We start from the raw sequence: 26,140 nt of genomic DNA on the forward strand, positions 1-26,140 counted from the left end.
TGTGCCGCACCCGCCCGGTCCGCCTGTGCCGGGCCTTCGGTGCGGGTTAGCGCCGGCGCTCCGGCAACCTCGGTCGCAAGCGGAAGCGGACACCGCAGGACTGATAGCTCCAGCGTCCCGCTGCTTGTGGAGCCGCGCACTCCGGCCCGCCCGCGGCCACGGGGGCATACGCACCCTGCCGCCGGTGCGGCCGAAGCCTCCGGAGGAACGGGTACCGGGGGGTCGCAGCGGTAAATGGTCAGGACCTCGTCCCGGATGGCGTAGTGTTGCACTCACAACGACGCGGGGTGGAGCAGCTCGGTAGCTCGCTGGGCTCATAACCCAGAGGTCGCAGGTTCAAATCCTGTCCCCGCTACTGAAAGACAGAGGCCCGGATCCTTTCGAGGATCCGGGCCTCTGTCGTATGCCTCCGTACGCCGCGGCTGCCGTGCTTGACCTTGACGCAACGTAAAGATCTAGCGTTCTCGGCATGGAGTGGTCCATCCAGGAAATCGCCAGAAGAGCCGGCACCACGAGCCGCACGCTCCGGCACTACGGAGATCTCGGTCTCCTCGCGCCGAGCCGGATCGGGTCCAACGGCTACCGCTACTACGACCAGGACGCCCTCGTCCGGCTGCAGCGCATTCTGCTGCTGCGGGAGCTGGGTCTCTCGCTGCCCGCCATCAAGGACGTACTCGAGGGGCAGCGGGACACGTCGGTGGCGCTCCGGGCCCATCTGCGACTGCTGGAGCAGGAGCGGGAGCGCATCGGGCGGCAGATCGCCTCGGTGCGGACCACTCTCCACAAGACCGAGGAGGGAAGAGAGCTCATGGCCGAAGAAGTGTTCGACGGCTTCGATCACACGGTGTACGAGCAGGAGGTCACCGAGCGCTGGGGGCGGGACGCGTACGAGAAGGGCGACCGGTGGTGGCGTTCGCTGAGCCGGGCGGAGCGCGACAGTTTCCAGGCCGCGCACGAGGCCATCGCCCGTGACTACGGGCAAGCCAGGGCAGCGGGCATGGATCCGTCCGACGAGCCGGTGCAGGACATCGCGCGGCGGCACTGCGAGTGGCTGTCGGTGACCACGACGGCCACCCGGTCGTACGTGATCGGCCTCGGGGAGATGTACGTCGCCGATCCCCGCTTCGGGAAGAACTACGATCGGTACGGAGACGGCACCGCCGTCTTCGTACGGGATGCACTGACGATCTACGCGCAGCGCATGCTCTCCGACTGACCATCGGGGCGCGGCGCTCGGCGCTCCTCCCTTTGGCCGACGACGAGTCGCCTCACGGCGCGGCTCCGGCCAGCCTGGGTGGAGCGCGGTACCGTCCGCAGCCGTGGGCGGACCGGGCAGGAGTGCACAGGTGGGGAAGCGGGACAGGCGGCGCGGCGGAGCTGCTGGAGGTGCCCGCACCCGGCAGTTCGTACGACTGCTGCCCGCACTGATGATCGCGGCCGGGGTGGTCTTCGACCTCAGTACGCCGCCCGATGTCAGTGCGATCCCCCTGTTCGCGGCGGCCCCGCTGATCGCCGCGCCGTTCTTCTCGCTGGCGAGCACGATCCGTACGGCCGTGGCCGCGATCGTGACGGTCCTGGCCATCCGGTTGTACGACGGCACGATCTCGGACGTCGCCCCGGTCACCGAGCTGCTCACCCTGGTCACCGTCTCCGTGCTCGCCCTCGTCATCAACGGAGTCGTCCGGCGCAGCAACGAGCAGCTGGCCTCGGCCCGGGTCATCGCGGAGACCGCGATGCGCGCGGTCCTCCCGACGCCGGACGAGCGGATCGGCGGGCTGCTGGTCGCGGCGCGGTACGAGGCGGCGCAGGCGGACGAGTTCGTCGGCGGTGACCTGTTCGCCGTCGTGGACACCCCGCACGGGGTGCGGCTGGTCGTCGGTGACGTACGGGGCAAGGGACTGGCCGCCGTGGAGGCGGTGGCGGTGGTGATCGGGGCGTTCCGGGAGGCCGCCGAGCAGGAGCTGTCGCTGGAGGGTGTGGCGCAGCGGCTGGAGAGGGCGCTGGCCCGGGAAGGGACCCGACGCGGCGGGCTCGACTCCATGGAGGGGTTCGTCACCGCGGTGCTCGCCGAGATCCCGGCGGGTTCGGGCAGGTTGCGGATCGTCAACCGCGGTCACCCCGAGCCGATCCTGCTGCACGGGGACGGGGCGCTTGAGGTGCTGGCGCCGACTGTGCCCGCGCTGCCGATCGGGATGGACCTGGGGGTGTGGCCGGACCGGTCGGACGAGTGGGAGCTGCCTGCCGGATCGACGCTCCTGGTGTTCACGGACGGCCTCTCCGAGGCGCGGGGCGCCGACGGGGTCTTCTACGACCCTGCGGCCCGGCTGCGCGGCCGGATCTTCCCGGGGCCCGACGAACTGCTCTCGGCGCTCACCGACGACGTGCGGCTGCACACGGGGGGCCATGCCGTGGACGACATGGCGCTGCTCGCGGTCGGCCGGCCCGCGCGGGGGCAGCCGGAGCGGCGGACGACTGTGAAGATCGTGGGGCGGGGCGATGGATGAGTCGTTGCCACGGTGCGTAGTCGAAGGACACCGCTCCGCATAACATATGACGCAACGTCAGAAACTGATGCCCCGGCGGGGAATACTCAACTCGCCCGTTTCGGACCGTTAATCCCCTGAAAGTCCACGTCAAAGCTGTGAATGATCAACGGGAACAGCTTGGAATCGGACCCGGGTGTCTATTAACGTTCGATAACGCAGCGCGGTTGTCCCAGTCGTCGCAAGAGGCGGCACCGTGCGCGAGCGCCGAATTCCGCAAGGAAACCGGGGAACCACCTACATGGGGTGAATCGGACACCTGTGTCTCGTGAGAGACAGAGGGGCCCGTAGGAGACCTTCCTGCTCCGAACCCGTCAGCTAACCCGGTAGGCGAGAAGGAAGGAAAGGAGTGCGCCCACGTGGCGTCCAATCAGCCTGCCCCCGAGGCCCCGTCACCCTTCAGGTCCGACACCCTCGGTGGCGAGGACAGGACGTGGGAGGAATGGAACCCCACCGAGGAGTCCATCCGTCCCGTTCGCGGCAGGCACCGTGTGGCCAAGCAGCGCGGCCTCGCCCGTAGCTCCACCGTCCTCGGCGTAGGCGTCATCGCAGCCGTCGGCGCGGGTGGCATGGCCACTGCGCAGAGCAAGCCGCCGGTCTCCATCTCTCTTCCCGATTCCATCGCGGACAATCTCCCCGACGCCAAGTCCCTGCCCGGCGTGAGCGCGTTCATGTCGGACGACTCCGCGGACAACGGTGCCGTCGCCACGGCCTCCCCGCTCACCACGGCCGGCATCACGGCCGCCGAGGCCGAGCAGGGCACGAGCAACGCCGGTGAGGCGCTGCGCGCCCGCATCCTCCAGCAGGCCGAGCAGCAGCAGGCCGGAGCCGAGGCCGAGGCCAAGGCCGCGGAGGAGAAGGCGGCAGCCGAGGAGGCCGCCGCCAAGGCCGCGAAGCAGCAGAGCGACGCCGAGGCGAAGGCCGCAGCGGAGAAGAAGGCGGCGGAGGTCGCGGCGAAGAAGAAGGCCGAGGCCGAGCGCCTCGCCAAGCTCGCCGCCAGCTACGCGCTCCCGACCTCCTCGTACACGATCACCTCGACCTTCGGCCAGGCCGGTTCGATGTGGTCCTCCGGCTACCACACCGGTCTCGACTTCGCGGCGCCGACGGGCACCCCGATCAAGGCCGTGCACAGCGGCACGGTGAAGTCGGCGGGCTGGTCGGGTTCGTACGGGTACCACACCGTCATCGAGCTGGACGACGGTACGGAGATCTCGTACAGCCACCAGTCCTCGATGGACGTCAGCGCCGGCCAGCGGGTCACCACCGGTGAGACCATCGGCCGCGTCGGTGCCACCGGCAACGTGACGGGCCCTCACCTCCACCTGGAGGTCCACACCGCGGACGGCTCGGGCATCGACCCGATGAGCTGGCTGCGGAGCAAGGGTCTCTCGATCTGAGTTCTTCCGGTCCGAGGGCTCCGCGGTGTGTCCGCAGAGCCCTCGCCGGTTCTCCGCCGAGCGTTCGCGCGGGCGGACAGCCCGTCCGTACCGGACGGACGGCCCACCTGAACTCCGGCGGCCCTGGCGCACCCCCCCCGACGTCAGGGCTGCCGGTCTGCCCGTGGTCGGCATCCGTCGGAATAGTCGCCTGAGCGGACTGGTTTGTTCCAGGTATGACTTCACTCCGCACACTCGGTTCCTCGAGCCTCCAGGTCTTCCCGCTCGCACTCGGCGGCAACGTCTTCGGCTGGACGGCCGACGAGGGCGGGTCCTTCGCCGTCCTGGACGCGTACGCCGCGGCCGGCGGCAACTTCATCGACACGGCCGACTCGTACTCCGCCTGGGCCCCGGGCAACGAGGGCGGCGAGTCGGAGACGCTCGTCGGCAAGTGGCTCGCGTCGCGCTCCAACCGCTCCGACATCGTCGTCGCCACCAAGGTCGGCGCCCACCCCGAGTTCAAGGGGCTCGCCGGCGCGACGATCAAGGGCGCCGCCGAGGCCTCGCTGCGCCGGCTCGGCACCGACCACATCGACCTCTACTACACCCACTTCGACGACGAGACCGTCCCCGTGGAGGAGATCATCACCGCGCTCGACCAGCTGGTGAAGGACGGCAAGGTGCGCGAGATCGCCGCCTCCAACATCAGCCCCGAGCGGCTCCGGGCCTCCCTGGAGTTCTCCGAGCGCGAGGGCCTCGCCCGCTATGTCGCGCTGCAGCCGCACTACAACCTCGTCTCGCGCGACACCTACGAGGGCGAGCTCCAGGACACGGCGGCCGAGGCGGGCCTCGCCGCCGTCCCGTACTTCGCACTGGCCTCCGGCTTCCTCACCGGTAAGTACCGGCCCGGCACAGCGGTCGAGAGCGCACGGGCCGACGGCGCGGCCAGGCACCTGGAGTCGGAACGCGGCCGCAAGGTGCTCGCCGCGCTCGACAGGGTGGCCCAGGAGCACGACGCGGAGATCGCCACGGTCGCGCTGGCCTGGCTCGCCGCCCGGCCGACCGTCGCCGCGCCGATCGCGTCCGCCCGCACGGTCGGGCAGCTGCCCGCACTGGTGGCGGTGGCAGACCTGCGGCTGACCGACGTGGACCTCGCGGACCTCGACGAGGCATCCGCCTGACACTTCACCACCCGCCGGGCTACGCGGAGGGTGGGCGGCTGTCCCGCTGGTGGCCGTCGTGCAGATACGGGTTGTACCCGCCGTAGTGCCGGTGAGGTGCGGGGAGCTGCTGCTGCGGATACGGAGCGGGCTGCTGCGGGAACCTGCGGGGGGACGGGACCGCGACCGGGGCCGTGCCGCGCCGGGCGCGGAACCGGCCCGTCGCGTGGGCCGCGTACGTCAGGGCAGGGCCGGCGACCTCCCGGCGCTGCCACAGGTGGTGCAGCAGCTCCTGCTCGCGCTCGGCGAAGTCCGGGCCGGGTGTGTCGCGGCGGGCTCGCCGGCGCAGCACCGCCAGGGACGTCGCGAACGCCTCGTACTCCGCGACCGCCTGTGCCGCGGCCTTGCCCCGGGCCCGGTCGGTGGTTCCGTGCCAGTGCCGTGCCATGTCGCGGGCCATGCCCCTGGCCCGCATCGAGGCGAGAGACAGGGGTTCGGCGGGAGTCAGCCAGCCGGCCGCCGCGTAGACGGGCAGCTCGGTGGCCAGGGTGCGCAGTTCGCGCTGGCGCGTCCAGACGGCCAGCCAGGTCACCAGGCCGAAGACCGGCACCATGAACACCCCGTACACCGCGTAGAAGCCGTACGGGCCGAAGGCCGACGAGCCGTTCCACAGGGCGTGCATCCCCATGGCGAGGAGCAGGCCCAGGACCGGCAGCAGGACCCGGCGCACCCGGTGGCGCCGCCCTGCGACTGCCGCGACCCCGAAGCCGATGCCGGTGAGCACGGTGAACAGGGGGTGTGCGAACGGCGACATCACCACCCGCACGAAGAAGGTCCCCGCCGTCACCGACGCGAGGCCCGTGGTGCCCAGCTCCTGGTCCTCGCCGAAGGCGTTGCCCAGGTAGAGGATGTTCTCGGTGAAGGCGAACCCGGTCGCGGTGAACCCGGCGACCACGATCCCGTCCACGACACCGCTGAACTCCCGTCTGCGGAACAGGAATATCAGCAGGACGGCGGCGGCCTTGGCGCTCTCCTCCACGACCGGCGCGATCACCGTGGCCCCCAGGGTGTCGGCGCTCGCCGGGTCGGCGGTGGCCGTGGCGATCCACCGGGTCGCGAACGTGTTCGCGATGATCGCCACCAGCGCGGCGGCGCACGCTCCCCAGGCGAAGGCGAACAGCAGATTGCGCCAGGGGCCCGGCTCGACCCGGTCGAGCCAACGGAACGCGGCCATCAGCAGCGGCACGGGCAGGACGGCCAGCCCCAGCCCGACAAGGAAACCCTGGGTGCCGGTCTGTTCGCGGACCATGGACAGGATCAGCAGGCCGCACAGAGCGAGCACGACGATCACCGCACCGGCGCGGAACGCCTTGCTGCGCCACACCATGCCGACGCGGCGCGGCCGGTATCGCCACTGGCCGCGCTCCGGGACGGCGCCCAGGAACTCGTCGAGCCGCTGCTCCTCGAGAACCGGGACGGCCGGCTGCTGGTGCTGCTCGTACCCCTCGGACACCCGATGACCCTAACGAGGGGGACTGACACCTGGCCATGGTGCGCAGCGGCCGGCGCCGTTCAGTGGCTGATCAGCGACGGGTGAAGAGCACGTCCCGCACGACGTGCCCCTTGTCCAGGCCCTGCCCCTCGAAGCGGGTCAGCGGCCGGAACTCGGGCCGTGGCGCGAAGCCGCCGTCCGCCTGCGTGTTCTCGAACAGGGGGTGGGCCGTCAGCACTTCGAGCATCTGCTCCGCGTACGGCTCCCAGTCCGTCGCGCAGTGGATCACCGCGCCCGGCTTCGTCCGCTGTGCCACCAGGTCGAGGAACTCGGGCTGGATCAGCCGGCGCTTGTGGTGCCGCTTCTTGGGCCAGGGGTCGGGGAAGTACACCCGGAGCCCGTCCAGCGCCTGCGGCTCCAGCATCTCGCGCAGCAGGATGATCGCGTCACCGTTGGCGACCCGGATGTTGGACAGCCCTGCCCGGTCGGCGAGACCGAGCAGATTGCCCTGGCCCGGGGTGTGCACATCGACGGCCAGAATGCCGGTGCCGGGGTCGTCGGCCGCCATCTGCGCGGTGGCCTCGCCCATGCCGAAGCCGATCTCCAGGACCACCGGGAGGCCGTCGAACAGCTCGGGCAGGTCGAGGACGCGGAGGCCGTCGATGTCCAGGCCCCACTTCGGCCACAGCCGTTGGAGGGCGTCCTCCTGGCCGGCGGTGACACGGCTGCGGCGCGGCTGGAAGCTGCGGATGCGGCGCTCGTGGTGGGATCCTGCCGGGTCGGCAGCGGGTCCGCCGGGGAAACGGGGCTCCTGACGGAGTCTGCGCTGCCGCTCGAAGGATGCTGCGCGCCGGGCCTCGGCATCCGCGTCCGCGGGGGTGCCGGGCGTCTTGGGGGTGGGGTTCACAGGCTCAGACACAATGACCGGATTCTACGGCGGGCGGCTTCCATCCCGTCGCGCGTGCCCGCAGCAGGGCCCGTCGCGCCACCTCCCTCCCGATGGGCAGCGAAGCCGTGGCGGCGGGCGACGGCGCGTTCAGTACGTGCACGGTGTGCGGTGCCTCGCGGATCAGGAAGTCGTCCACCAGCGTGCCGTCCCGCAGCACCGCCTGAGCCCTGACCCCGGCCGGGGACGGCCGCAGATCGTCCTCCGTCACCTCGGGCAGCAGTCGCTGGACGGCCCGGGTGAACGCCTTCCTCGACAGGGATCTGTGCACCTCGCCCGCCCCGTACCGCCAGTGCTGCCGGGCGATCCGCCAGGAACCCGGCCAGCTCAGGGTGGACGCCAGCTCACGGGGGCGGACGACGGGCCAGCCGTATCCCTCACGGGCCAGCGCCGGCACCGCGTTCGGCCCGACGTGGACCGTGCCGTCGGCACCCCGGGTCAGATGGACCCCGAGGAACGGGAACGCCGGGTCCGGCACCGGGTAGACCAGGCCGCGCACCAGCTCCGGCCTCGCCAGCTCGTAGTACTCCCCGCGGAACGGCACGATCCGTACGCCGGGGTCGTCGCCCGCGAGCCGTGCCACCCGGTCGCTGTGCAGCCCCGCGCAGTTGACCAGCACCCGGGCGCGGACCACCTGCCCGTCGGCCGTCCGCACGGCGACACCCCAGGGGCGCCGGTCGACGGCGACGACCTCCGCACCGAACCGGACCTGCCCGCCCGCCCCGCTCACCTCGGCCGCGAGCCGTGCGGCCACCGCCCCGAAGTCGCACACCCCGGTCGTCCCGACCCGGATCGCCGCGAGCCCGCGGACCTGCGGCTCGTACTCCGCGATCTGGGCGGGGCCGAGCTCCCGGACCGGCAGTCCGTGCTCCCGCCCCCGCTGGACCAGGCCGTGCAGGCGGGGCAGCTCGCCGCTGTCGGTCGCGACGATCAGCTTTCCGGTCACGGCGTGCGTGATGCCGTGACGCGCACAGAAGTCGACCATCTCGGCGGCGCCGCGCACGGCGTAGCGTGCCTTGAGGGAGCCAGGGGGGTAGTAGATGCCGCTGTGGATCACCCCGCTGTTGCGTCCCGTCTGATGGCGGGCGGGCCCCCACTCCTTCTCCAGCACGGTGACCCGGGTGCCGGGCGCGGTACGCGTGAGCGCGTACGCGGTCGACAGACCGACGATCCCGCCGCCGATCACCAGCACATCGCAGTCGTACGCCGCGTGCGTCATCACGCCACCTCCCACCCCGATAGTGCACTGACCCACTGACAACGGGCTCAAACCAGGGGAGGCGGGGGCGTGGCGAGTCGTGGTCCCGCAGCCGTCCCCCGGTCCGGGCATACCGGGGCGTTACGGCGTTCCGCCCTACGCCGGGGCCACCAGAAGCGGCCGGGCCCGTTCCCGGAGCTCGGCCACACGGGGCTCGTCCCCGTACGGTTCGAGGCGGTGCAGCAGATCGCGTACGTACTCCGTGGTGCGCGCCGAGGAGATGCGTCCGGCCACCTCCACCGCCCGCGTCCCGGCCGCGCACGCCGCGTCCAGGTTGCCCGACTCCAGCTCCGCGACCGCCGACACGACGAGCCGCAGCCCGTGGGAGCGGACGAACTCCTCCGTCGGCTTGGACAGGGCCTGCTCCGTGAAGCGCCGCACCTGCCGCGGGGCCTTCAGGTCGCGGTAGCACTCGGCGGCGTCGGCGGCGAATCTGTCGTACGAGTAGAAACCGAGCCACGACGGGTCGGCATCGCCGGCCCGGGAACGCTCCAGCCAGCTCTCCGCCGCCTTCAGCGCGGCCCCCGCAGCCGGTGCGTCGCCCGCCTTCGCATGGGCGCGGGCCTCCACGAGGCGGAAGAAGCTCATGGTCCGCGCGGTGGCGAGACCGCGGTTGCGCTCGACCGCCGCCTGCGCCAGGTCCACGCCCTCGTCGGCGAAGCCGCGGTAGGTGGCCTGCAGGGACATGGACGCCAGTACGTATCCGCCGAGCGGTACGTCGGCGGCGGCGCGGGCGAGCCGCAGTGCCTGGATGTAGTAGCGCTGCGCGGCCTCCTGCTGGCCGGTGTCGAACGCCATCCACCCGGCGAGCCGGGTCAGCTCGGCCGATGCGCCGAAGAGGGCCCGGCCCACCTCGTCGCTGTACGAGCCGAGGAGCAGAGGTGCGGCGTCCACCCGTAAGCACTCCGGGACCATGGAGGAACGCCAGTCCCCTCCGCCGTACTTGGAGTCCCAGCGGCGGGCGTCCTGGGCGGCTTCGCGCAGCTTGGCCACATCGCTGTGGCCGACGCGCAGGGGCGACACGTCGGACGACGCGTCCGGGCCCGGCTGGGCGGGCACCCCGCCCTGCGCCCCGGGTGCGCCGAGGATCGCGGCCTCGGCCGCCGTCGGGTCCCGCGCGACCGACGGATCGGCGGGGGTTATCAGCCATCGCGACGCGGGCGTCGCGTACGCGCTCACGGCGAAGGAGCCCGCCAGCGACTGCCAGATCCCGCCGCCCCTGCGCCCGGCCGGATCCAGCCGGTACAGATCCGTCGCCGACCGCACCGCCTCGCCCACATCGCGCGGGAAGGCCAGACCGACCTCCGGCGCCGGGTCGGCGTCCGCGAGCCCGATCTCGTGCAGCGGCACCGGACGGCCGAGTTTGGCCCCTATCGCCGCCGCGATGAGATGGGGCGCGGCACCTTGCGGCACCATGCCCTTGGCGACCCAGCGGGCCACCGAGGTCTTGTCGTAGCGAAGAGTCAGACCGCGCTGCGCTCCGAGGTCGTTGACCCGCCGGGCGAGCCCGGCGTTACTGATTCCCGCGAGGGCGAGAACCGTGCCGAGCTTCTCGTTCGGCCCGCGTTGCTCCCTGGACATGCGCCACCCCTCGACACACAGACGGCAGCCGCGTCACCGTGAGGCGCGCGGCATTCGTACCGTGTTCTCCCCAGGTACGGTCCCGGGCACTCCGGCCGCACACGCATTTGGCCGAGCCCCGTGGAATATGCCGCCCTGCCGAGAACATCAGTAAACCCAGCGTAGTTCGCCGCATCCCTACCGTTAAGGGGCAGACGTCCGTATGGCGGGAATGTTGTGCGTGCGGGCGGACTGTACGGTCCTTGTCCGTCCCGGCGCCGGATGCGCGCCCGGGGGCGGGCGGCACGCCGCGCGGGCCCGGGACGTGGCCGCGGAGGTGTCCGCCGTGCTCCTGGTGTGTGGCCGTGCGCCCGGCCGTGCGCTCTGGTCCGGCCGGTACGGGAGCGCTTCCATTGGTGCTGCGTGGGTCGGCCCGCTGCACTGGACTCAGCGGGCTGGGGGAGACCGCCGCCCCAATCCCCGCGGGCGGCGAACCGGTCCGGGAGGTGGCGAACACCTCCCGGACTGTGTGTTGAACGGCAGCCGGTCGGGGGGCGGGACAGGTCGGCCGGCGCACCGGGGGGATGCGCCGGCCGATGTGATCCCGGACCGTCCGCGAAGCCCCCGTAGGCGAAACGCGCGGTTGTGCCGCGATCAGAGAATGGCCGAATAACGCCGGTCGGCCGACGTGTTGGGGAGCGGTCCGGCTATGGCCGGATTCCACCTGTTCCGCGGAGCGGCCGGGGCGCGGCCCGGTTCCGGGGCCGGACACCACAACTCCCTGAAGCACCGGTTCGGTTGTCACGGGCTCCGCCGGGCCTTTGCCAGGGGCGCATGCACTTCCGGCGTGCGCTGCCCGTACCCCCTCCCGGGCGCCTTTGTCGTGGCAGCATGTCCCGCAGCGGCGTTCGCGTGTCCTGGTACGCCGGTTCGTCCACAGCCTGTGGAGGCGGCGATGCGTTGGTTGGTGGGGTGGAGCAGTATCGCCGCGAGCTTCGGCACCGTAGGTGCGGTCGGCAACCACGGCGAGGGACGGACCGTCCATCCCGTGGGTTCCCAACTCCTCTGGGGCGACCCTGATCCGCTCTGGGCGGTCGGCGACTGGCGCCCCGACGAGATCCGCGTCATCAAGGTCGCGACGCAGGAGGGCGCGCCCACCACCCGCCTCGCGGTCCTCGGCTGCTGCGGGGCCACCGACGAACAGCTCCGCGTCGGACTGCTCGCCGCCCGCGGCGGGGCGCTGCGCCATCTCACCGCCTGGCCCGGCAGCTACACGGCCGTCGTCCAGATCGGCCGCCGCATCACCGTCGCCGGCGACATCGCCGGAGCCCGCCCCGTCTTCCACACGCCGTGGGCCAACGGAACCGCGTACGCCACCGCCGCCCTTCCGCTGGCCGACCTCATCGAGGCCCAGCTGGACATCGGTCACCTGGCCGCGCTGCTCGCCTGTCCGGAGACACCGGAAGCCCTGGGCAACGGCACGCCGTACGCCGGAGTGAAGCGGGTCCCGCCGGGCCACGCGCTCATCCTCCGGGAGGGCTCCCGCGAGATCACGGGATACGAAGCGGTGGCGTCCCTCGCCGTGGCGGCCCCCCAGGTCGACCCGGTCAGCGCCGTCGAGGGCGTACGGGACGCGCTCGTCGAAGCCGTACGCGCCCGGCTGACCGCCCCGCGCCACGCCCCGGAGACCCTGCCGCCCGACCCCGGACCCGTCCCCGGCATGGGACCCGCCGAACGCCGCGCCGCCCGCGGGGCGCCCGTACCCGGCATCGGCTCCGACCTCTCCGGAGGCAGCGCCTCCGCCACCCTCGCCCTGCTGGCCGCCGGACTCCCCGGGCTGCCCGGTACCGTCCTCGGCCACGGCACCGGGGCCGGCGAGCGCCTGCTGGCGGTCACGTTCAACGACCTCTCCACGAAGGGCCGCGAGGACGAGCTGGAACGCGCCCGCGTCATCGCCGCCAACCCCCGCCTGCACCACGTGGTCGTCGCGGCAGGCGAAGAGGCCCTCCCCTACGCGGCACTGGACAGCGGCCCGCTCACCGACGAACCCGCCCCCTCCCTCGTCGTCGCCGAGCGCCACCGCCGCCGCCTTGCCGCGGGCAGCGCCGACCACTTCGTCGGTCACGGCGCCCGGCAGGTACTCGACGCCCACCCCGCCCGCCTGGCCGACCTGCTCATGGACCGGCGCAGACGCCACCTGCTGCGCCCCGTCGCCGCCCTCGCCAAGGCCGAAGGGCCCTCCGCGCACTCCCTGTTCGTCCCGCTGGCCGTCTACCGCGCTGCCCGCCGGCTCGCCCGCACCTCGTACCGCACCGGCCTCGAAACAGCGGCCGGCCTGCTGCCGGACGCCAACCGCTACGCGCCCGACCTCGACACCCCGGCAGATGCCTCCCTCGCCTCCCTCGCCTGGTCCCGTCCGGGCCCCGCCGCACGCTGGCTCACCGGGGAGGCGCTCGCGGAAGTGGCGGTCCGGCTGCAGGAGGCGGCGATCCGGCCGACGTCGGTGCAACGCCCGGGAGAGGCCCGCGCCCGCGCGGCACTGGCCCGGCACGCGGCCGACCACCGGATCCTGGAACAGGCCGCGGAGATCCGCAGCCAGCGGCTGCACGCCCCGTTCCTCGACAACCAGGTCGTACGGGCGGCCAGGGCACTCCCCGAATCGCTGCGCGTCCAGCCGGGAGCCCGGGCGGCGATCCTGCGCAGGGTGCTCGCGGGCGCGGGCATCCACGACCTGCCGCCCGGCTGGGGCACCCCGTCCCAGGCCACCTCGGCCGCGGCGGGCCGCCTCGGCCTGCGCGCCGCTCTTCCGGACCTGATCGCGCTCTTCGACGCGCCCCTGCTCGCCGACGCGGGCCTGATCGAGGCCCGCGTCGTACGCAAGGCACTGCGTGCGGCGTCCGAAGGCGAACCGCTTCCCCTGGACGGCCTGGCCGACCTCGCCTCCACGGAACTCTGGCTCCGCCGCCTGGTCACCCGTCGGGGCACCTGCTGGACGGGCACGGCGGCCCCGCGCCAACGGGCAGTCGCCGGCGGCGTGGTCCCGTCCCGCAGGACGCTCCAGCCGTAACACCGGAAACCGAGGCGCTCCACGCGGGCCGCGGACCGGTGCCCGGGGGAGCTCCACGCGGGCCGAGGGCCCGGCACGTCGCCCCCGGACCGCCCCGCGGTTCAGCCCGCAGTCCGGCCCGTCGGGCGTTCGAGGACAAAGTCCCGCGCTCCGGAGGACCCGCACCGGACACAATGGGCCGGTGCAGTACCTGATCCTGGGCGCCACGGAGGCGCGAGACGAGCAAGGCGGCCCGCTGCCCGTAGGCGGTACGCGTCTGCGCGCCCTCCTCGCCGCACTCGCCCTGCGCGCCGGCCGCCCCGTCTCCGTCGCCGCGCTCGTCGACGACGTATGGGCCGGTGATCCCCCGAACGACGCGCCGGCCGCCCTCCAGGCCCTCGTCGGCAGGCTGCGGCGCGCCCTGGGCCGCGAGGCCGTCACCGGCACTCCCGGCGGCTATCGCCTCGAAGCCGGCCGCGACGACGTCGACCTGTACGTCTTCGAGCGGCTGGCCCGCCAGGGAGCCGCCGAACTCGACTCCGGCGACCCCGAGTCCGCGGCCCGCACCCTGCGCGCCGCGCTCGCCCTGTGGCGCGGACCCGCGCTCGCCGACCTCCGCGAGCGCGACCACGGGATACGGGCCGAGGCCGACCGGACGGCGGCGATCCAGCAGCGCATCGAGGCCGACCTCCGGCGCGGTGTTCCTGGAGGCCTCGTACCCGAGCTCAGAGAGCTCACAGCCGCCCACCCCTACAACGAGCCCCTGCACGCGCAGCTGCTCCGTGCCCTGCGCGCCGAGGGAAGACAGGCCGACGCGCTCGTCGCGTACGAGGAGGCACGCCGGGCCCTGGCGGACGGTCTGGGCACCGGCCCGGGTCCGGAACTCACCGCCCTGCACCGAGAGCTCCTCGACCACACGGGGCCCTCGGCCCTCGGAACTCCGGCAGACCCGCACCCCCCGGAAGGCAACCTCCGTCCCAGGCTCACCTCCTTCGTCGGCCGGGAGCCGGAACTCCTGGCGATCCGCGCCGACCTGACCCGTGCCCGCCTCGTCACCCTCATCGGCCCGGGCGGCTCGGGGAAGACCCGGCTGGCCGAGGAGTCCGCGGCGGGCCAGGGCGCCTGGATCGCCGAACTCGCCCCGCTGGACGACCCCTCCGCGGTACCCGGAGCCGTACTCTCCGCCCTCGGGCTGCGCGAGACGACCCTCCTGCGGGACAGCGCCCACGACCGGCCCACCGTGGCCGCGGACCCCACCGAACGGCTCGTCGAACACCTCTCCCACCGCTCGCGGAACCGCCCGTTCCTCCTGGTGCTCGACAACTGCGAGCACGTCATCGACGCGGCGGCAGCACTCGCGGAGACCCTCCTCACGCACTGCCCGCGGCTGCGCATCCTCGCCACCAGCCGCGAACCCCTCGGCGTACCGGGCGAGGCCGTGCGCCCGCTGGGTCCGCTGCCGCCGCACCCCGCCCACCGCCTCTTCGCCGAACGGGCCCGCGCGGTGCGCCCCGACTTCCGCCCCGGCGAGGGGACGGAAGGAGAGGACGCCGAGGACTCCCGGGTCATCGCCGAGATCTGCCGGCGGCTCGACGGGCTTCCGCTCGCCATCGAACTGGCGGCCGCCCGGCTGAGAATGCTCACGCCGCGCCAGATCGCGGACCGCCTGGACGACCGCTTCCGTCTGCTGTCCAGCGGCAGCCGCACCGTTCTGCCCCGTCAGCAGACCCTGCGGGCGGTCGTGGACTGGTCGTGGGACCTCCTCTCGGAGGACGAGCGCACCGTCCTGCGGCAGATCTCGGTCTTCGCGGGCGGCTGGGACCTGAGCGCCGCCGAGGCGGTGACCCGAAGCCCGGACGCCGCGTCCCTGCTCGGCGCGCTCGTCGACAAGTCCCTCGTCGTCGCGACCCCCACCGACGCCGGCGAGATGCGTTACCGCCTCCTGGAGACCATCCACGAGTACGCCTCCGAGCGCGCCGCCGAGACACCGGACGTACGGGCCGCGGCGGCTGCGGCACACACCGCCTGTTTCGCCGCACTGGCCGAGAAGGCCGACCCCCTGCTCCGCTCCGGTGCGCAGCTCCCGTGGATCAGTCGGCTGGAGGCGGACCTCGACAACATCCGCGCGGCCCTGCACCGCACGGTCGTCACCGAACCGTCCGAGCGGGACGCGCTGCGACTCGTCCTGAACATGGGCTGGTTCTGGTGGCTGCGCAACTTCCGCAACGAGGGTGCGGCCTGGGCCGACCGGGCCGCCGGACTCGGCGAGGACCCGGACGATCCCACGGACCCCCGCTACTGGCCCCGCAAGCACCTGCACATGCTGCGGTTCTTCCTCACAATGGAGACCAGGGCGATCGAGGAGACCCGGGACGACGAAGAGATCCACGCACTGGTGAGCTGTGTGACCGAGGCCTTCGGATCCGGCGGCCCGCAGGCCGCCCGCTTCCCGGGACTGTTCTGGCCGCTGACCTCGTACATGCGCGGCGAGTTCACGGAGGACGTGCGCGGGCACTTCGACGCGACCGTCGTCAACACCCGTGCGTACGGCGGCGACTGGGAGTACGGCGTCACCCTGATGTTCCGTACCCACATGCTCGTCGACACACCGCACGGGATGACAGGCATCGACGAGGACCTCGCCGAGCTGCGCACACTGAGCCGGCGCATCGGCGACCGCTACCTGCGCGCCCAGGTAGCCAGCGCCGCCGCGGAGGCGGGAATGATGCGGGGGAGGTACGACGAGTCCCGCGTCGCCTACCAGGAGGCGCTGGAGCTGGCACGGGAGGTCGGCGCCCACGCGGAGGCCCCGTTCCTGCTCGGCCGCCTCGCCGAACTCGACTACCTGACCGGTGACCTGGACGCGGCCAGGAAGGGACTGGACGAGGCGGAGGCCGAAGCCGAACGGCAGCACGTGCTGGACGCCCACGCCTTCGTGAACTTCCTGCGGGCCTCGATCGCCCTGTCGGCCGGGGAGATCCCGGCGGCGCGGCGCTTCGCCGACTCGGCGCGCGGCGCGCAGGTCTACGGCCCGCCCCCGCAGTTCGCGGCGGCCCTCCTGTGCCTGTCGGCCCGCATCAGCGTGTACGAACCGTCAGGCGGGCCCGCCGTCGGACTGCGCGGCATCACCGACGGCCTCCGCATGGCAGTCCAAGCCAACTGCGCGCATGTGTTCACCGCCTATCTGGGGGAGGCGGCGGGCATCACACTGCCGCGGCTCGGACAGTACGCGGCGGCGGCCCGCCTCCTCGCGGCCTCCCGCACCTGGCGGGGCAGAGGTCCGCGGTCGGTGCTGGAGGAGGCGGAGGTGGCAGAGGTGCTGGAGGAGCTGCGCGAGAAGCTGGGGCCTCTCCTGTACGACGCGGAGCGCGCCGCAGGCAGCGCCCTGACCCCGCAGGAGGCGGTGGACCTCCTGACCGGCATCACCGACGAACTCAGCGACAGCTGATCCTCGAGTTCGCCCAGTCGGCCAGTGCCGCCGCGCCGAACGGCTCCGTGGGCTCCACGACGAGCCTGATCGTCCGCTGGCCGGCGATACCGACGCGCAGGGCGACGGCAGGGTCACCGCCCCGCATCACCGGCGACCGCCACAACCGGGCACCGTCGCCGTTGAACACGGAGAAGCGCATCGCGCCGGTCCACTTGGTCAGATCGTCGACACCGGCCATCGCCTCGTAGGTGGTGCACTCGCGGTTCAGCCGGACGGTGAAGGACGAGCGCGGGTGGACGGTCACCCCGTGGGCGTACGTCGTGGAGCCGATCGACAGCCCGGAACGCTGCCAGACCGCCCCCCGGCTCTCACTCAGCACGATCTCCGGCTCGCTGTGGTCGCCGAGGACGGAGTACTTCAACTCGCTGACCTGGTAGACCTCGGGAGCCGGTGGCGGGGGAGGCTCCGGTGCCGGCGGCTTCGGCGGGGCGGGCTCGGGAGCGGGCGTGGGTTTCGGAGCGGGCGGCGGCTCGGGCGTGGGCGTGGGTGTGGGCGTGGGTTGAGGCTTCGGCGTGGGCGTGGGCGTCGGCTCCGGGGGAGCTTCGGGTGCCGGTGCGGCCGGTGCCGGAGGCTTCGGCTTCGAGGGGGGAGCGGGCGCGGGCACCGCCGGGGCGACCGCCGGCGGTTTCGCCACAGGTGGTGCCTCCGGGGCGGGCCGGTCGTCACCGACGAGCGCCCACACCAGTCCGGCGGCGGCCGCCACGGCGACCGCCGCAGCGATGCCTGCCTTCGCCGGCGCGCCGAGCCCTTCGGCCGCGGCACCGCCGGCCGTGCCGCCGGAAGCCGTGCTGCCCGTCGCCGCCGCGGCGGCTCCGGCTCCGGCCGCACCGGCTGCCCCGCCCGCCACGATGCCGGCGGCCTTGACCGCGTAGCCGGCGGCGAACCAGCCGATGACGGCGACCGGGAGCAGGGCCGGAATCCCCGCGTTCACATGGGCCAGTTCACCTGCGGCGACACGGCACTTCGCGCACTCGTCGAGATGCTTGCGCAGCCCCCGTTCGGCCCTGGTCCGCAGGCCGCCCCGGGCATGGGCACCGAGCCGGTCGGCGTACTGCGCGCAGTCTCCCCCGGACGTCAGGGTCTCGCTCACGTGCGCCTGCAGATAGGCCTGCTTGAGCCCCTCGCGTGCCCTGACGGCCAGTACCGCCGTGGCGTTTGCCGACAGCCCGAACAGCGGGGCGATCTCGCTCGGCGACTCCTCCTCCACGGTGGTGTGCCACAGCACGGCCTGCCAGCGCTCCGGCAGGCTGCGGAACGCCTGCATCGCCATCGACCGGTCCGCCTCGTGCATGGCCATCACATCGGCGCCGAGATCGAGGGTGTCGGCGTCGGAGAGCTCGGAGGAACGCGTGGCCTGCGCGGCGAACACCGCGAAGTCCTCGACGAGATGTTCCCGCTTCGCGCTCTTCGTCCAGGCGGCGGCGACATGGCGGACAGCGGTCATGAGGTACGCCCGGACCGCTTCCTCCGGCCCCTTCCCGCCGCGCACCGCCTGAAGTGTCCGTGCGAACACCTCGGCCGTCAGGTCGTCGGCCGTGTGCGCGTCGCGGCAGCAGGTGCGGGCGTACCGGCGTACGGCTCCCGAGTGCCGGAGGAACAGCTCCTCGTACGCCCGGTCGTCGCCGGTCCGCATACCCAGGATCAACTGGGCGTCCGAGGGCGCGAGTTCGGCGGAACCGCCGCGGCCCTCACGCTGCAGCGGCACGGCGAACGCCACACCGGTCTCCGTACCCGTATCCGCCGCGTGGCCCGCGTCGTGTTCCCCGGAAGGATCCGCCCCGGGGCCTGTGGTGACATCGGGCGGTGCCGGCCAGGGGCCGGGCAGGACAGTGCCGCCCTCGGTCCGCTCCTGCCGGTCCTCGCGGTTTCCGGAGCCTGCCTGGCCCGGCACGTGACCGGACGGCACACCGGTATCCGTGCCACCGCCTCCGGCAGCGATATCGTCGAACGGCTCTTCCTGCTGCCCGTCACCGCTCATCGCGGAAGCCCCCGTATGCACTTCGGACCCGAATACCGGGCAAGCGTGCCACAGAGCGTCGTCGCGACGAACCCTTCAGTCCCGTCAACCACTCGTCCGGGGTGTCTTGCTGTACAGGGGCCGCGGCGTCACCCCGGGGGGAAGCGCCGACGACTCCTGCTCCCGGTCGTCGGGTGCGGATGCGGGCGTACCGGTGTCCGTCCGGCGCCGGACGGAGTGCTGGACGGACACCGGCCGTATGCCTACGCGGGACGGGAGCGGAGACCCTCCAGCAGGATGTCCAGCAGCCGTGCCGAAGCCGCGGCCTGCTGAGCCGGATCCGGCAGGGCCGGAGCCGCCGTGGCGATCACCAGCAGCACATCGGCCACCGTCACATCGCCCCGCAGCTCACCGGACTCACGCGCCCGGTCGACCAGCCTGCCCACGACCTCGAGCAGCTCGGCCGCACCCGAGTCGTCGTCGAACTCCTCCTCGGCCGACGGGCGCGGTGGAACCACCCGGAGATCGGCCTGGCCCACTCCCTGCCGCTGGTGCGGGACCCGCGTCTCGCCCTGACCGGCCGTGCCGTGCTCGTCCGCGTCGGCCCCGACCCGCAGGACCTGCGGAGGCAGCAGCCGCCCCGCACCGGACGCCACGGAGGTCCGCAGGAAACGGGAGAGCGCCGACCAGGGCTCCTCCTCCTGCCCCAGAGCGGTCCGCGCCTGATCGGTCAGCCGGGAGGTCTCCTCCTCGGCTATCCGTCGTACCAGCACGTCCTTGCTCGGGAACCGGCGGTAGACCGTGCCGACCCCGACCCTGGCGCGCCGCGCCACGTCCTCCATCGGCGCGCCGTAACCCAGCTCGCCGAACACCTCACGTGCGGCGCGCAGGACGTGTTCCAGATTGCGCTGTGCGTCCACGCGGAGAGGCGCCGAGCGGGGTGTGTTCCCCGCCGCGGCGACCGTTCCTACCGCTCCTACCGCAGTCAGCCGCCCGTGGCCCTCCGTAGAAGAGGCGACAGCGGTCTGCCCATGCAAATCCTGAATGTGCATAACTTCCCCCGGTTATGACGTCTCCCCCCGGAGACTTCCCGCCGTGTCAGTCGGTGTGCGGATCATCGTCCGAATCCGACACCCCGACGGGGTACGAACATAGTTGAGCCCGGGTCAATTCAGAAGGGGGTAGTTCCGCACGGAGCGCCCCCCGATCGGAGCAAGGACCGGTTGGCCCCTGATTCGTCCCCTCTTCCCAGGCTCTCCCGACCTGCCTGACCTGCACGCTTGCCGAAATGCCCGGCGCGCGGGCGTCACCCGGTGATCGAAGAGCTCCGGTCACACAATTTGTCGGGCCTGTGGACAAACACCGGACTCCGGTGCGTCATGGGATGGTGATGGCTCCAGATTCCCGGCGGACGACCCCCGGCACCCGGCCAAGTGTGCGCATTCTCGTCGTAGGCGGTGGCTACGTCGGGATGTACACGGCGCTGCGTCTCCAGCGGAAGCTGCGGCAGAGACTGAAGAGCGGCGACGCCGAGATCGTGGTGGTCACGCCCGAGCCCTACATGACGTATCAGCCGTTCCTGCCCGAGGCGGCGGCCGGCTCGATCTCGCCCCGGCACGTCGTCGTACCGCTCCGCCGGGTCCTCAAGGACTGCACGATCGTCATCGGTGAGGCGGAGCGCATCGATCACGCCAAGCGCACCGCGACCGTGACGACCCTCGCCACCGGTGAGGACGGCACGGGCGCCGTCGAGATCCCGTACGACGAGATCGTCGTCGCGCCCGGATCCGTCTCGCGCACCCTGCCGGTCCCCGGCCTCGCCGACTTCGGTATCGGCTTCAAGACCGTCGAGGAGGCCATCGGCCTGCGCAACCACGTCATCGAACAGATGGACATCGCCTCCGCCACCCGTGACCCCGCCATCCGCGACGCCGCCCTCACGTTCGTCTTCGTCGGAGGCGGTTACGCGGGCGTCGAGGCGCTCGCCGAGCTCGAGGACATGGCCCGCTACACCTCGCGGTACTACCACAACATCAAGCCCGCGGACCTGAAATGGATCCTGGTCGAGGCCACCGGCCGCATCCTGCCCGAGGTCGGCGAGGCGATGGGGAAGTACGCCGTCCGGGAACTGCGGGGCCGCAACATCGACGTACGCCTCGACACCCGTCTCGACAGTTGCGAGGGCCGGGTCGCGGTGCTCAGCGACGGCTCCCGCTTCCCGACCCGGACGCTCGTGTGGACGGCCGGCGTCAAGCCCGCACCGCTCCTCGCCGCCACCGACCTGCCCCTCACCGAGCGCGGCCGGCTCCGCTGTACCGCCGCGCTCTCCGTCGAGGGCGTCGAGCACGCCTGGGCCGCCGGTGACGCGGCGGCCGTACCCGACCTCACCTCCTCCGAGCCGGACAGGGAGACCGCGCCGAACGCCCAGCACGCGGTACGGCAGGCCAAGGTCCTCGCCGAGAACATCGTCGCCACGCTCGCCGGACAACCGGTCAAGGACTACCGGCACTCCTATGCCGGATCCGTCGCCTCGCTGGGGCTGCACAAGGGCGTCGCCCACGTCTACGGCCGCAAGCTCAAGGGCTACCCGGCCTGGCTGATGCACCGCACGTACCACCTCAGCCGGGTGCCCACCTTCAACCGGAAGGCGCGCGTCCTTGCCGAATGGACCCTGGCAGGACTCTTCAAACGCGAGATCGTCTCCCTCGGCTCGCTCGAACACCCGCGCGCCGAGTTCGCCCTCGCGGCCGGCGGCCACGCCCACCCGGGACACCCCGGAAGCGAGGGAAACCGGACACGTCCCGAGGACAACCCGCCGAAGGACGACAGTCCGCCGAAGACGTCCGGTTGATCTCCCGGCTCCCTGGTCCGCGCCCTCCGACCGCTGCGGACAGCGGTTCTCCCGCTGTACGACGGCCGCAGTTCAGCCACCGGACGGACAGCCGAACCACAACTGTCAGTACGGTCGGTCACACTGGGCGTGTGACCATAGGTGGGCCCACACCTGCACAGAGTGACCCGGCCGACAGTCACCTACAGTGACCGAAAGCGACGATCGACAGCACGAAGAGGCCCGGCTGCGCCTTCCCGGGGGTCCGGCCCCGGACGCCCCTGCACCGGCAGAGGAACCGGCACAGAAACCGGCAGAAGAAGCAGCTCGCCCGAGCGGACCAGACCGACACACGAGGCCAGAAATTCCGTGAACTTCACGCGCTGGAGCGCCCGCCTTCCCGGAACGCAGCGTAGAACCGCCGCGCGGGACGACCACAGTTCCGTACCCGCCGCCCGCGCCGAGTCCGCCCGGCCGAAGAACGCACCCACGCCGCCGGACACCACACCGGAAACGCCCGCTGCCACGCCCCCGGGCGCCGCTCACGAAACCCTCTCGGCCCGCGACATCCTCGGCAGGCTCCCCGCCCCGGTCGCCCTGCTGCACGGCCCCGAGCACCGCATCACCTACGTCAACGACGCCTACACGGCGGCATTCGGCCCCCGCCCCTGCGGCGTGCGCGCCGTGGACGCCATGCCCGAGCTCACCGAGCTCAGCCTGCTGCCCCTGATGGACCAGGTCCTGCGCAGCGGCACGCCCCGCACGGTGAAGTCCCGAAAGGTCCAGGGCGGCAGTTCGTACACCGTGACCTGCACACCCGTGGCCGCCGACGATCCCGAGCACACGAAGAGCGCCCCGGGCGAGAAGGGCGTGCTCGTCTACGCCACCGATGTCACCGACCACGCCGAAGCGGCGGAACGGCTCCGCGCCAGCGAACGCCGCCACCGCGAAACCGCCGTGACACTCCAGCGCTCCCTGCTCCCGCAGGACCTCGAACAGCCCGACGACCTGCGGATCGCCGCGACGTACCAGCCGGGTGGCACGGATGCTGCGGTCGGCGGCGACTGGTACGACGTCATCACCCTCGGCGCGGGCCGCACGGCCCTCGTGATCGGCGACGTGATGGGGCGCGGTGTCCGTGCCGCCGCCGTCATGGGCCAGCTGCGCACCGCGGTCCGCGCCTACGCACGCCTGGACCTGCCGCCGCACGAGGTGCTCCAGCTCCTCGACGTCATCGCGGCCGAGATCGACGCCAGCCAGATCGCCACGTGCGTCTACGCGGTCCACGATCCCAACGAGGGGCATCTCGTCTACGCCTCCGCAGGCCACCTCCCGATCCTCGTGTGCGACGAGGACGGCACGGTGCACCGCGCGGAAGATCCGACCGGACCCCCGCTCGGCACCGGCGGCTGGGTTCACACCTCGGGGACGATCGCCCTGCCGCCCGGCTCCACCGCCGTGCTCTACACCGACGGCCTGGTCGAACGCCGCAGCGAGGACATCGACGAGGGCGTCGCCTCCCTGGAGCGCGCGCTGTCCGGTGCCAAGGGGTCGCCCCAGGTGGTCTGCGACCGGCTGATCCGCTCCCTGGGGGTGACCGCCGAGCACGACGACGACGTGGCGGTCCTGGTGGTGCAGCACCCCGCCCGCACGGGGACGAACGCGGAGCTGTTCCACAACGCCTCGCTCGATCTGCTCGGCGGCGTCGAAGCCGCTCCCCGTGCCCGCGCCTTCGCCACCGGGGTCCTGACCTCCTGGCGGTTCCCCGTCGAACTGTGCGACCTGGGGGTGCTCGCCGCGAGCGAACTCGTCGCGAACTCGCTCCAGCACGGCACCCCGCCCATGCGTCTGGGCCTGCGCCGCACGGACCGCCGCCTGATCATCGAGGTGACGGACGGCGACGACCACCTGCCGCGCCGCCGCAGAGCCGAACCCGCGGACGAGGCGGGACGCGGGATCTCCATCGTCGCGAGCATCGCCTCGTCGTGGGGCAGCCGCCGCACACCGGGCGGCGGCAAAGCGGTCTGGTGCGAGTTCGCGCTTCCTCAGTGAGCGTTGGCGGGAGCGGTCACCGGCCCGCCTTCCGGGAGTGACACCGCCACCACTCGCGACGGCACCGTTACGAGCGACGGCTTGTCCTGTACGGGAGTGAGCTGTCGGCCCAGTCTCAGGGCCAGCACGGTGATGCCCAGCGAGAACAGCACGAACGTCACGATGTACAGCCCGTGCAGCGTCGCCCCCATGGGCCCGCCCACGGCCGGTCCGACCGCCAGGGCCAGCTGCTTCACCAGGGCGAACGCCGAGTTGTACTGACCGACCATCGCCTCGGGCGCCAGGTCGGCGACGAGCGGCGCCACCGTCGGCGACAGCATCGACTCACCGAGCCCGAACAGGGCGTACGTCGAGATCATCGCGGCCGTGGCCATGGTCTGGCTGCCGTGCCCCAGGCCCGCGTATCCGGCCACGATCCAGGCGAACGCCCAGATCAGACCGACCCACGCGATGACCCGGCTGCGCCGCCGGCGCTCCACGAGACGGAGCACGACGAACTGCGCGACGACGATGACGGCCGTGTTGGCGGCCAGCGCGATGCCCAGGGTCGACGGTTCGATCCCGGCCGCCTCGGTGCCGTAGGCCGCGAGCCCGGACTCGAACTGTCCGTAGCAGGCGAAGAAGAGCACGAAGCCGAGGACACACAGCTGGACCATGGCCCTGTGGGAGAGCAGGACCCGCAGCCCGGACCCGGGGGCGGAGCCGTCGGTGGGCAGGGCCCCGGAGATGGACGGGGTGCGGGGCATGCGCACGGTGGCCGCGACCACCGCGAGCACGACGAACATGACCGCCTCGATGAGGAAGAGCAGGGTGAAGCTCGACGGGTCGTCGACGTCGACGATCTGCCCGCCGACCAGCCCGCCGACGCCGAGGCCCAGGTTCTGCAGGAAGAACTGCGTGGCGAAGGCGCGGGTACGGGTGGCCGTGCTCGAGCACCACACCAGCATCGTGGCGAGTGCCGGCTGCATGACCGCCGTACCGGCTCCGAGGACGGCAGCCGACAGCACCGCGGTCGTCACACTGCCCGCCACACCAAGCGCCGCAGCGCCCACGGCCGCCAGGCCGGCGGCGACGATCAGTACGGGCAGCGGCCCGCGGCGATCGATGGCCCGCCCCGTGAACGGCAGAACCGCCAGCGCTGCCATGGCGAAGACAGCCAGTACGACACCTGCCGTACCGGAGCCAAGATCCCGGACCTGCGCCACGTAGACGTACAGATACGGAACGGTGAACCCGAGGCCGAACGCGCTCAGCGCGCTCCCCACCTGGATCCGCCGCAGCGCTGCACCCATCTCCCTGGTCACACTCACCTACCTCAGACTTCGAAGAACCTTGAAGAACACAGACTCGTAGACTTTAGCACTAAAATTAGAACCTTAACGCTACACATAGAAGGACTTCGATGGCGATGGAGAGCGTGCGATACTGCCCGCCATGTCTGACACCCCCGAGCAGCCCGAGCTCCAGGAGCCGAGCCTCGATGAGCAGATCGCGGCCTACCAGCGCGAATTCCGCGACCTCGACCCGCAGGTCGAGCAGGTCGTCTCCGCGCTGGGCCGGCTGAACCGCCGGATGAACGTCGCGTACGGCCGGCAGGTCGCCGCCCTCGGAATCAGCAATGCCGAGTGGGAGGTCCTCAAAACCCTCGTCCTGGCCGGCGCCCCGTACCGGCTCGGCCCCGGCGAGCTGGCGAAGCGACTCGGTCTCACCCCGGCCGCGATGACCCACCGGATCGACCGGATGGCCGGCGAGGGCCTGGTCACCCGGGACAGGGACGAGAACAACAGGGTGCGCGTCATCGTCGAGCTGACCGACGAGGGTCGGACGAAGTGGCTCGAGGCGATGCGGATGGCCACCGACTTCGAGGAGGACCTTCTCCAGGACCTCTCGGGAGACGAGCGCGGGGTCCTGGGCGAGATGCTGATCCGCCTCCTGCGGCGTGTGGAGCACGCCCAGCCGGACGCCGGCGGCCGGCTCACCGACCTGGACTGATGGGGCCGAGGGCCTCCCGAGGGAGGGGTTGACACACCCCTCCCTGATCCGTAAGGTTCTCCGAGTTGCCACGGAGCCGGAACGGTCCCGAGGCAGCCGATCCCGCCGCGAATGCGGCAACCAAACTCAGCACGATCTCCCGCCGGGGAGAATTTCGGCATGCCGAAATTCAATTCGAAGACTCGATTATGAGTCGCGGAGGAAACCCGCTAGAGTTTGGGTGTCGGAACGGCCCAACAGCCGGGAAGACAAGCCCCACTGACTGGGAATCAGGCCCGAAAGGATCTGATAGAGTCGGACTCGCCGGAAAGGGAAACGCGAAAGCGAAGAACTGGAAAGCAGCCCCGCTTCGACCGGGAATCGGACACGAAAGAGTCTGATAGAGTCGGAAACGCAAGAACGAAGGGAAGCGCCCGGAGGGCCCCGGTGAAACGGGAC

Annotated in this window: 16 protein-coding genes, 1 tRNA gene and 1 riboswitch; of the genes, 10 read left to right on the forward strand and 7 right to left on the reverse strand. The window is 72.1% G+C overall.

Going from position 1 to position 26,140, the window contains the following annotated elements; translation table 11 throughout:
• Positions 1 to 281: 281 nt before the first annotated feature.
• From ACFW9O_RS08720 to ACFW9O_RS08740, 5 genes are all read left to right on the forward strand, one after another.
• Positions 282 to 355 (forward strand) — tRNA-Met (locus tag ACFW9O_RS08720).
• Between the two features lie 114 nt (positions 356 to 469).
• Positions 470 to 1,216: a MerR family transcriptional regulator gene (locus ACFW9O_RS08725; protein WP_384606572.1), complete on the forward strand. Its 747-nt coding sequence runs from the start codon at positions 470 to 472 to the stop codon at positions 1,214 to 1,216.
• A gap of 130 nt (positions 1,217 to 1,346) precedes the next feature.
• Positions 1,347 to 2,504 carry a PP2C family protein-serine/threonine phosphatase gene (locus ACFW9O_RS08730; RefSeq protein WP_384606575.1) on the forward strand — a complete coding sequence of 386 codons (1,158 nt, stop codon included), beginning with the start codon at positions 1,347 to 1,349 and terminating at the stop codon, positions 2,502 to 2,504.
• 234 nt (positions 2,505 to 2,738) lie between these two features.
• Positions 2,739 to 2,891: riboswitch (cyclic di-AMP (ydaO/yuaA leader) on the forward strand.
• Between the two features lie 11 nt (positions 2,892 to 2,902).
• Entirely contained in the window at positions 2,903 to 3,940 is a 1,038-nt protein-coding gene (locus tag ACFW9O_RS08735; RefSeq protein ID WP_384606577.1) for a M23 family metallopeptidase, read from the forward strand.
• A 215-nt stretch (positions 3,941 to 4,155) separates the two neighbouring features.
• Positions 4,156 to 5,100, forward strand: coding sequence for an aldo/keto reductase (locus tag ACFW9O_RS08740; protein ID WP_384606580.1), 945 nt, complete (start codon positions 4,156 to 4,158; stop codon positions 5,098 to 5,100).
• A 19-nt stretch (positions 5,101 to 5,119) separates the two neighbouring features.
• Here ACFW9O_RS08740 and ACFW9O_RS08745 read toward each other — a convergent pair whose 3' ends face one another.
• The 4 genes from ACFW9O_RS08745 to ACFW9O_RS08760 all read right to left on the reverse strand — a co-directional run bounded on the left by ACFW9O_RS08745 (position 5,120) and on the right by ACFW9O_RS08760 (position 10,356).
• Complete coding sequence (locus ACFW9O_RS08745) at positions 5,120 to 6,592, reverse strand: PrsW family intramembrane metalloprotease (RefSeq protein WP_384606583.1); 1,473 nt, start codon at positions 6,590 to 6,592, stop codon at positions 5,120 to 5,122.
• Between the two features lie 70 nt (positions 6,593 to 6,662).
• Positions 6,663 to 7,490: a tRNA (guanosine(46)-N7)-methyltransferase TrmB gene (gene trmB / locus ACFW9O_RS08750; RefSeq protein ID WP_384606586.1), complete on the reverse strand. Its 828-nt coding sequence runs from the start codon at positions 7,488 to 7,490 to the stop codon at positions 6,663 to 6,665.
• Entirely contained in the window at positions 7,483 to 8,739 is a 1,257-nt protein-coding gene (gene lhgO / locus ACFW9O_RS08755; RefSeq protein ID WP_351167025.1) for an L-2-hydroxyglutarate oxidase, read from the reverse strand. The genes trmB and lhgO overlap by 8 nt, the downstream gene beginning before the upstream one ends.
• A 132-nt stretch (positions 8,740 to 8,871) precedes the next feature.
• Entirely contained in the window at positions 8,872 to 10,356 is a 1,485-nt protein-coding gene (locus ACFW9O_RS08760; protein WP_351167027.1) for a sporulation protein, read from the reverse strand.
• A gap of 934 nt (positions 10,357 to 11,290) precedes the next feature.
• Between ACFW9O_RS08760 and ACFW9O_RS08765 the strand changes: the two genes are divergently transcribed.
• Complete coding sequence (locus ACFW9O_RS08765; protein ID WP_384606590.1) at positions 11,291 to 13,402, forward strand: asparagine synthase-related protein; 2,112 nt, start codon at positions 11,291 to 11,293, stop codon at positions 13,400 to 13,402.
• A gap of 181 nt (positions 13,403 to 13,583) precedes the next feature.
• Positions 13,584 to 16,829, forward strand: coding sequence for an ATP-binding protein (locus ACFW9O_RS08770; RefSeq protein ID WP_384606592.1), 3,246 nt, complete (start codon positions 13,584 to 13,586; stop codon positions 16,827 to 16,829).
• On the opposite strand, the gene ACFW9O_RS08775 is transcribed toward ACFW9O_RS08770, so the two are convergent.
• Both ACFW9O_RS08775 and ACFW9O_RS08780 read right to left on the reverse strand, forming a co-directional pair.
• Positions 16,816 to 18,849 carry a sigma-70 family RNA polymerase sigma factor gene (locus ACFW9O_RS08775; RefSeq protein WP_384606595.1) on the reverse strand — a complete coding sequence of 678 codons (2,034 nt, stop codon included), beginning with the start codon at positions 18,847 to 18,849 and terminating at the stop codon, positions 16,816 to 16,818. The two genes, ACFW9O_RS08770 and ACFW9O_RS08775, sit on opposite strands and share 14 nt — an antisense overlap.
• Positions 18,850 to 19,091: 242 nt before the next feature.
• A complete protein-coding gene (locus tag ACFW9O_RS08780; protein WP_351167035.1) occupies positions 19,092 to 19,880 on the reverse strand; it encodes a helix-turn-helix domain-containing protein in 789 nt (262 codons plus the stop codon).
• 383 nt (positions 19,881 to 20,263) lie between these two features.
• Between ACFW9O_RS08780 and ACFW9O_RS08785 the strand changes: the two genes are divergently transcribed.
• Entirely contained in the window at positions 20,264 to 21,679 is a 1,416-nt protein-coding gene (locus ACFW9O_RS08785; RefSeq protein ID WP_351167037.1) for an NAD(P)/FAD-dependent oxidoreductase, read from the forward strand.
• A gap of 348 nt (positions 21,680 to 22,027) precedes the next feature.
• The gene (locus ACFW9O_RS08790; protein WP_351167039.1) at positions 22,028 to 23,710 is read left to right on the forward strand and encodes a SpoIIE family protein phosphatase; all 1,683 of its coding nucleotides are present in this window, start codon (positions 22,028 to 22,030) and stop codon (positions 23,708 to 23,710) included.
• On the opposite strand, the gene ACFW9O_RS08795 is transcribed toward ACFW9O_RS08790, so the two are convergent.
• Positions 23,704 to 25,002 (reverse strand): MFS transporter, encoded by a 1,299-nt coding sequence (locus ACFW9O_RS08795; RefSeq protein ID WP_384606647.1) that lies wholly within the window; start codon positions 25,000 to 25,002, stop codon positions 23,704 to 23,706. The two genes, ACFW9O_RS08790 and ACFW9O_RS08795, sit on opposite strands and share 7 nt — an antisense overlap.
• 142 nt (positions 25,003 to 25,144) lie before the next feature.
• Here ACFW9O_RS08795 and ACFW9O_RS08800 point away from each other — a divergent pair, with 142 nt between their 5' ends.
• On the forward strand, positions 25,145 to 25,702 hold the full coding sequence (locus ACFW9O_RS08800; protein WP_383183230.1) for a MarR family winged helix-turn-helix transcriptional regulator: 558 nt from the start codon (positions 25,145 to 25,147) through the stop codon (positions 25,700 to 25,702).
• Positions 25,703 to 26,140: the final 438 nt, after the last annotated feature.

This window comes from Streptomyces sp. NPDC059499 (genome assembly GCF_042749285.1).
Classification (GTDB): domain Bacteria; phylum Actinomycetota; class Actinomycetes; order Streptomycetales; family Streptomycetaceae; genus Streptomyces.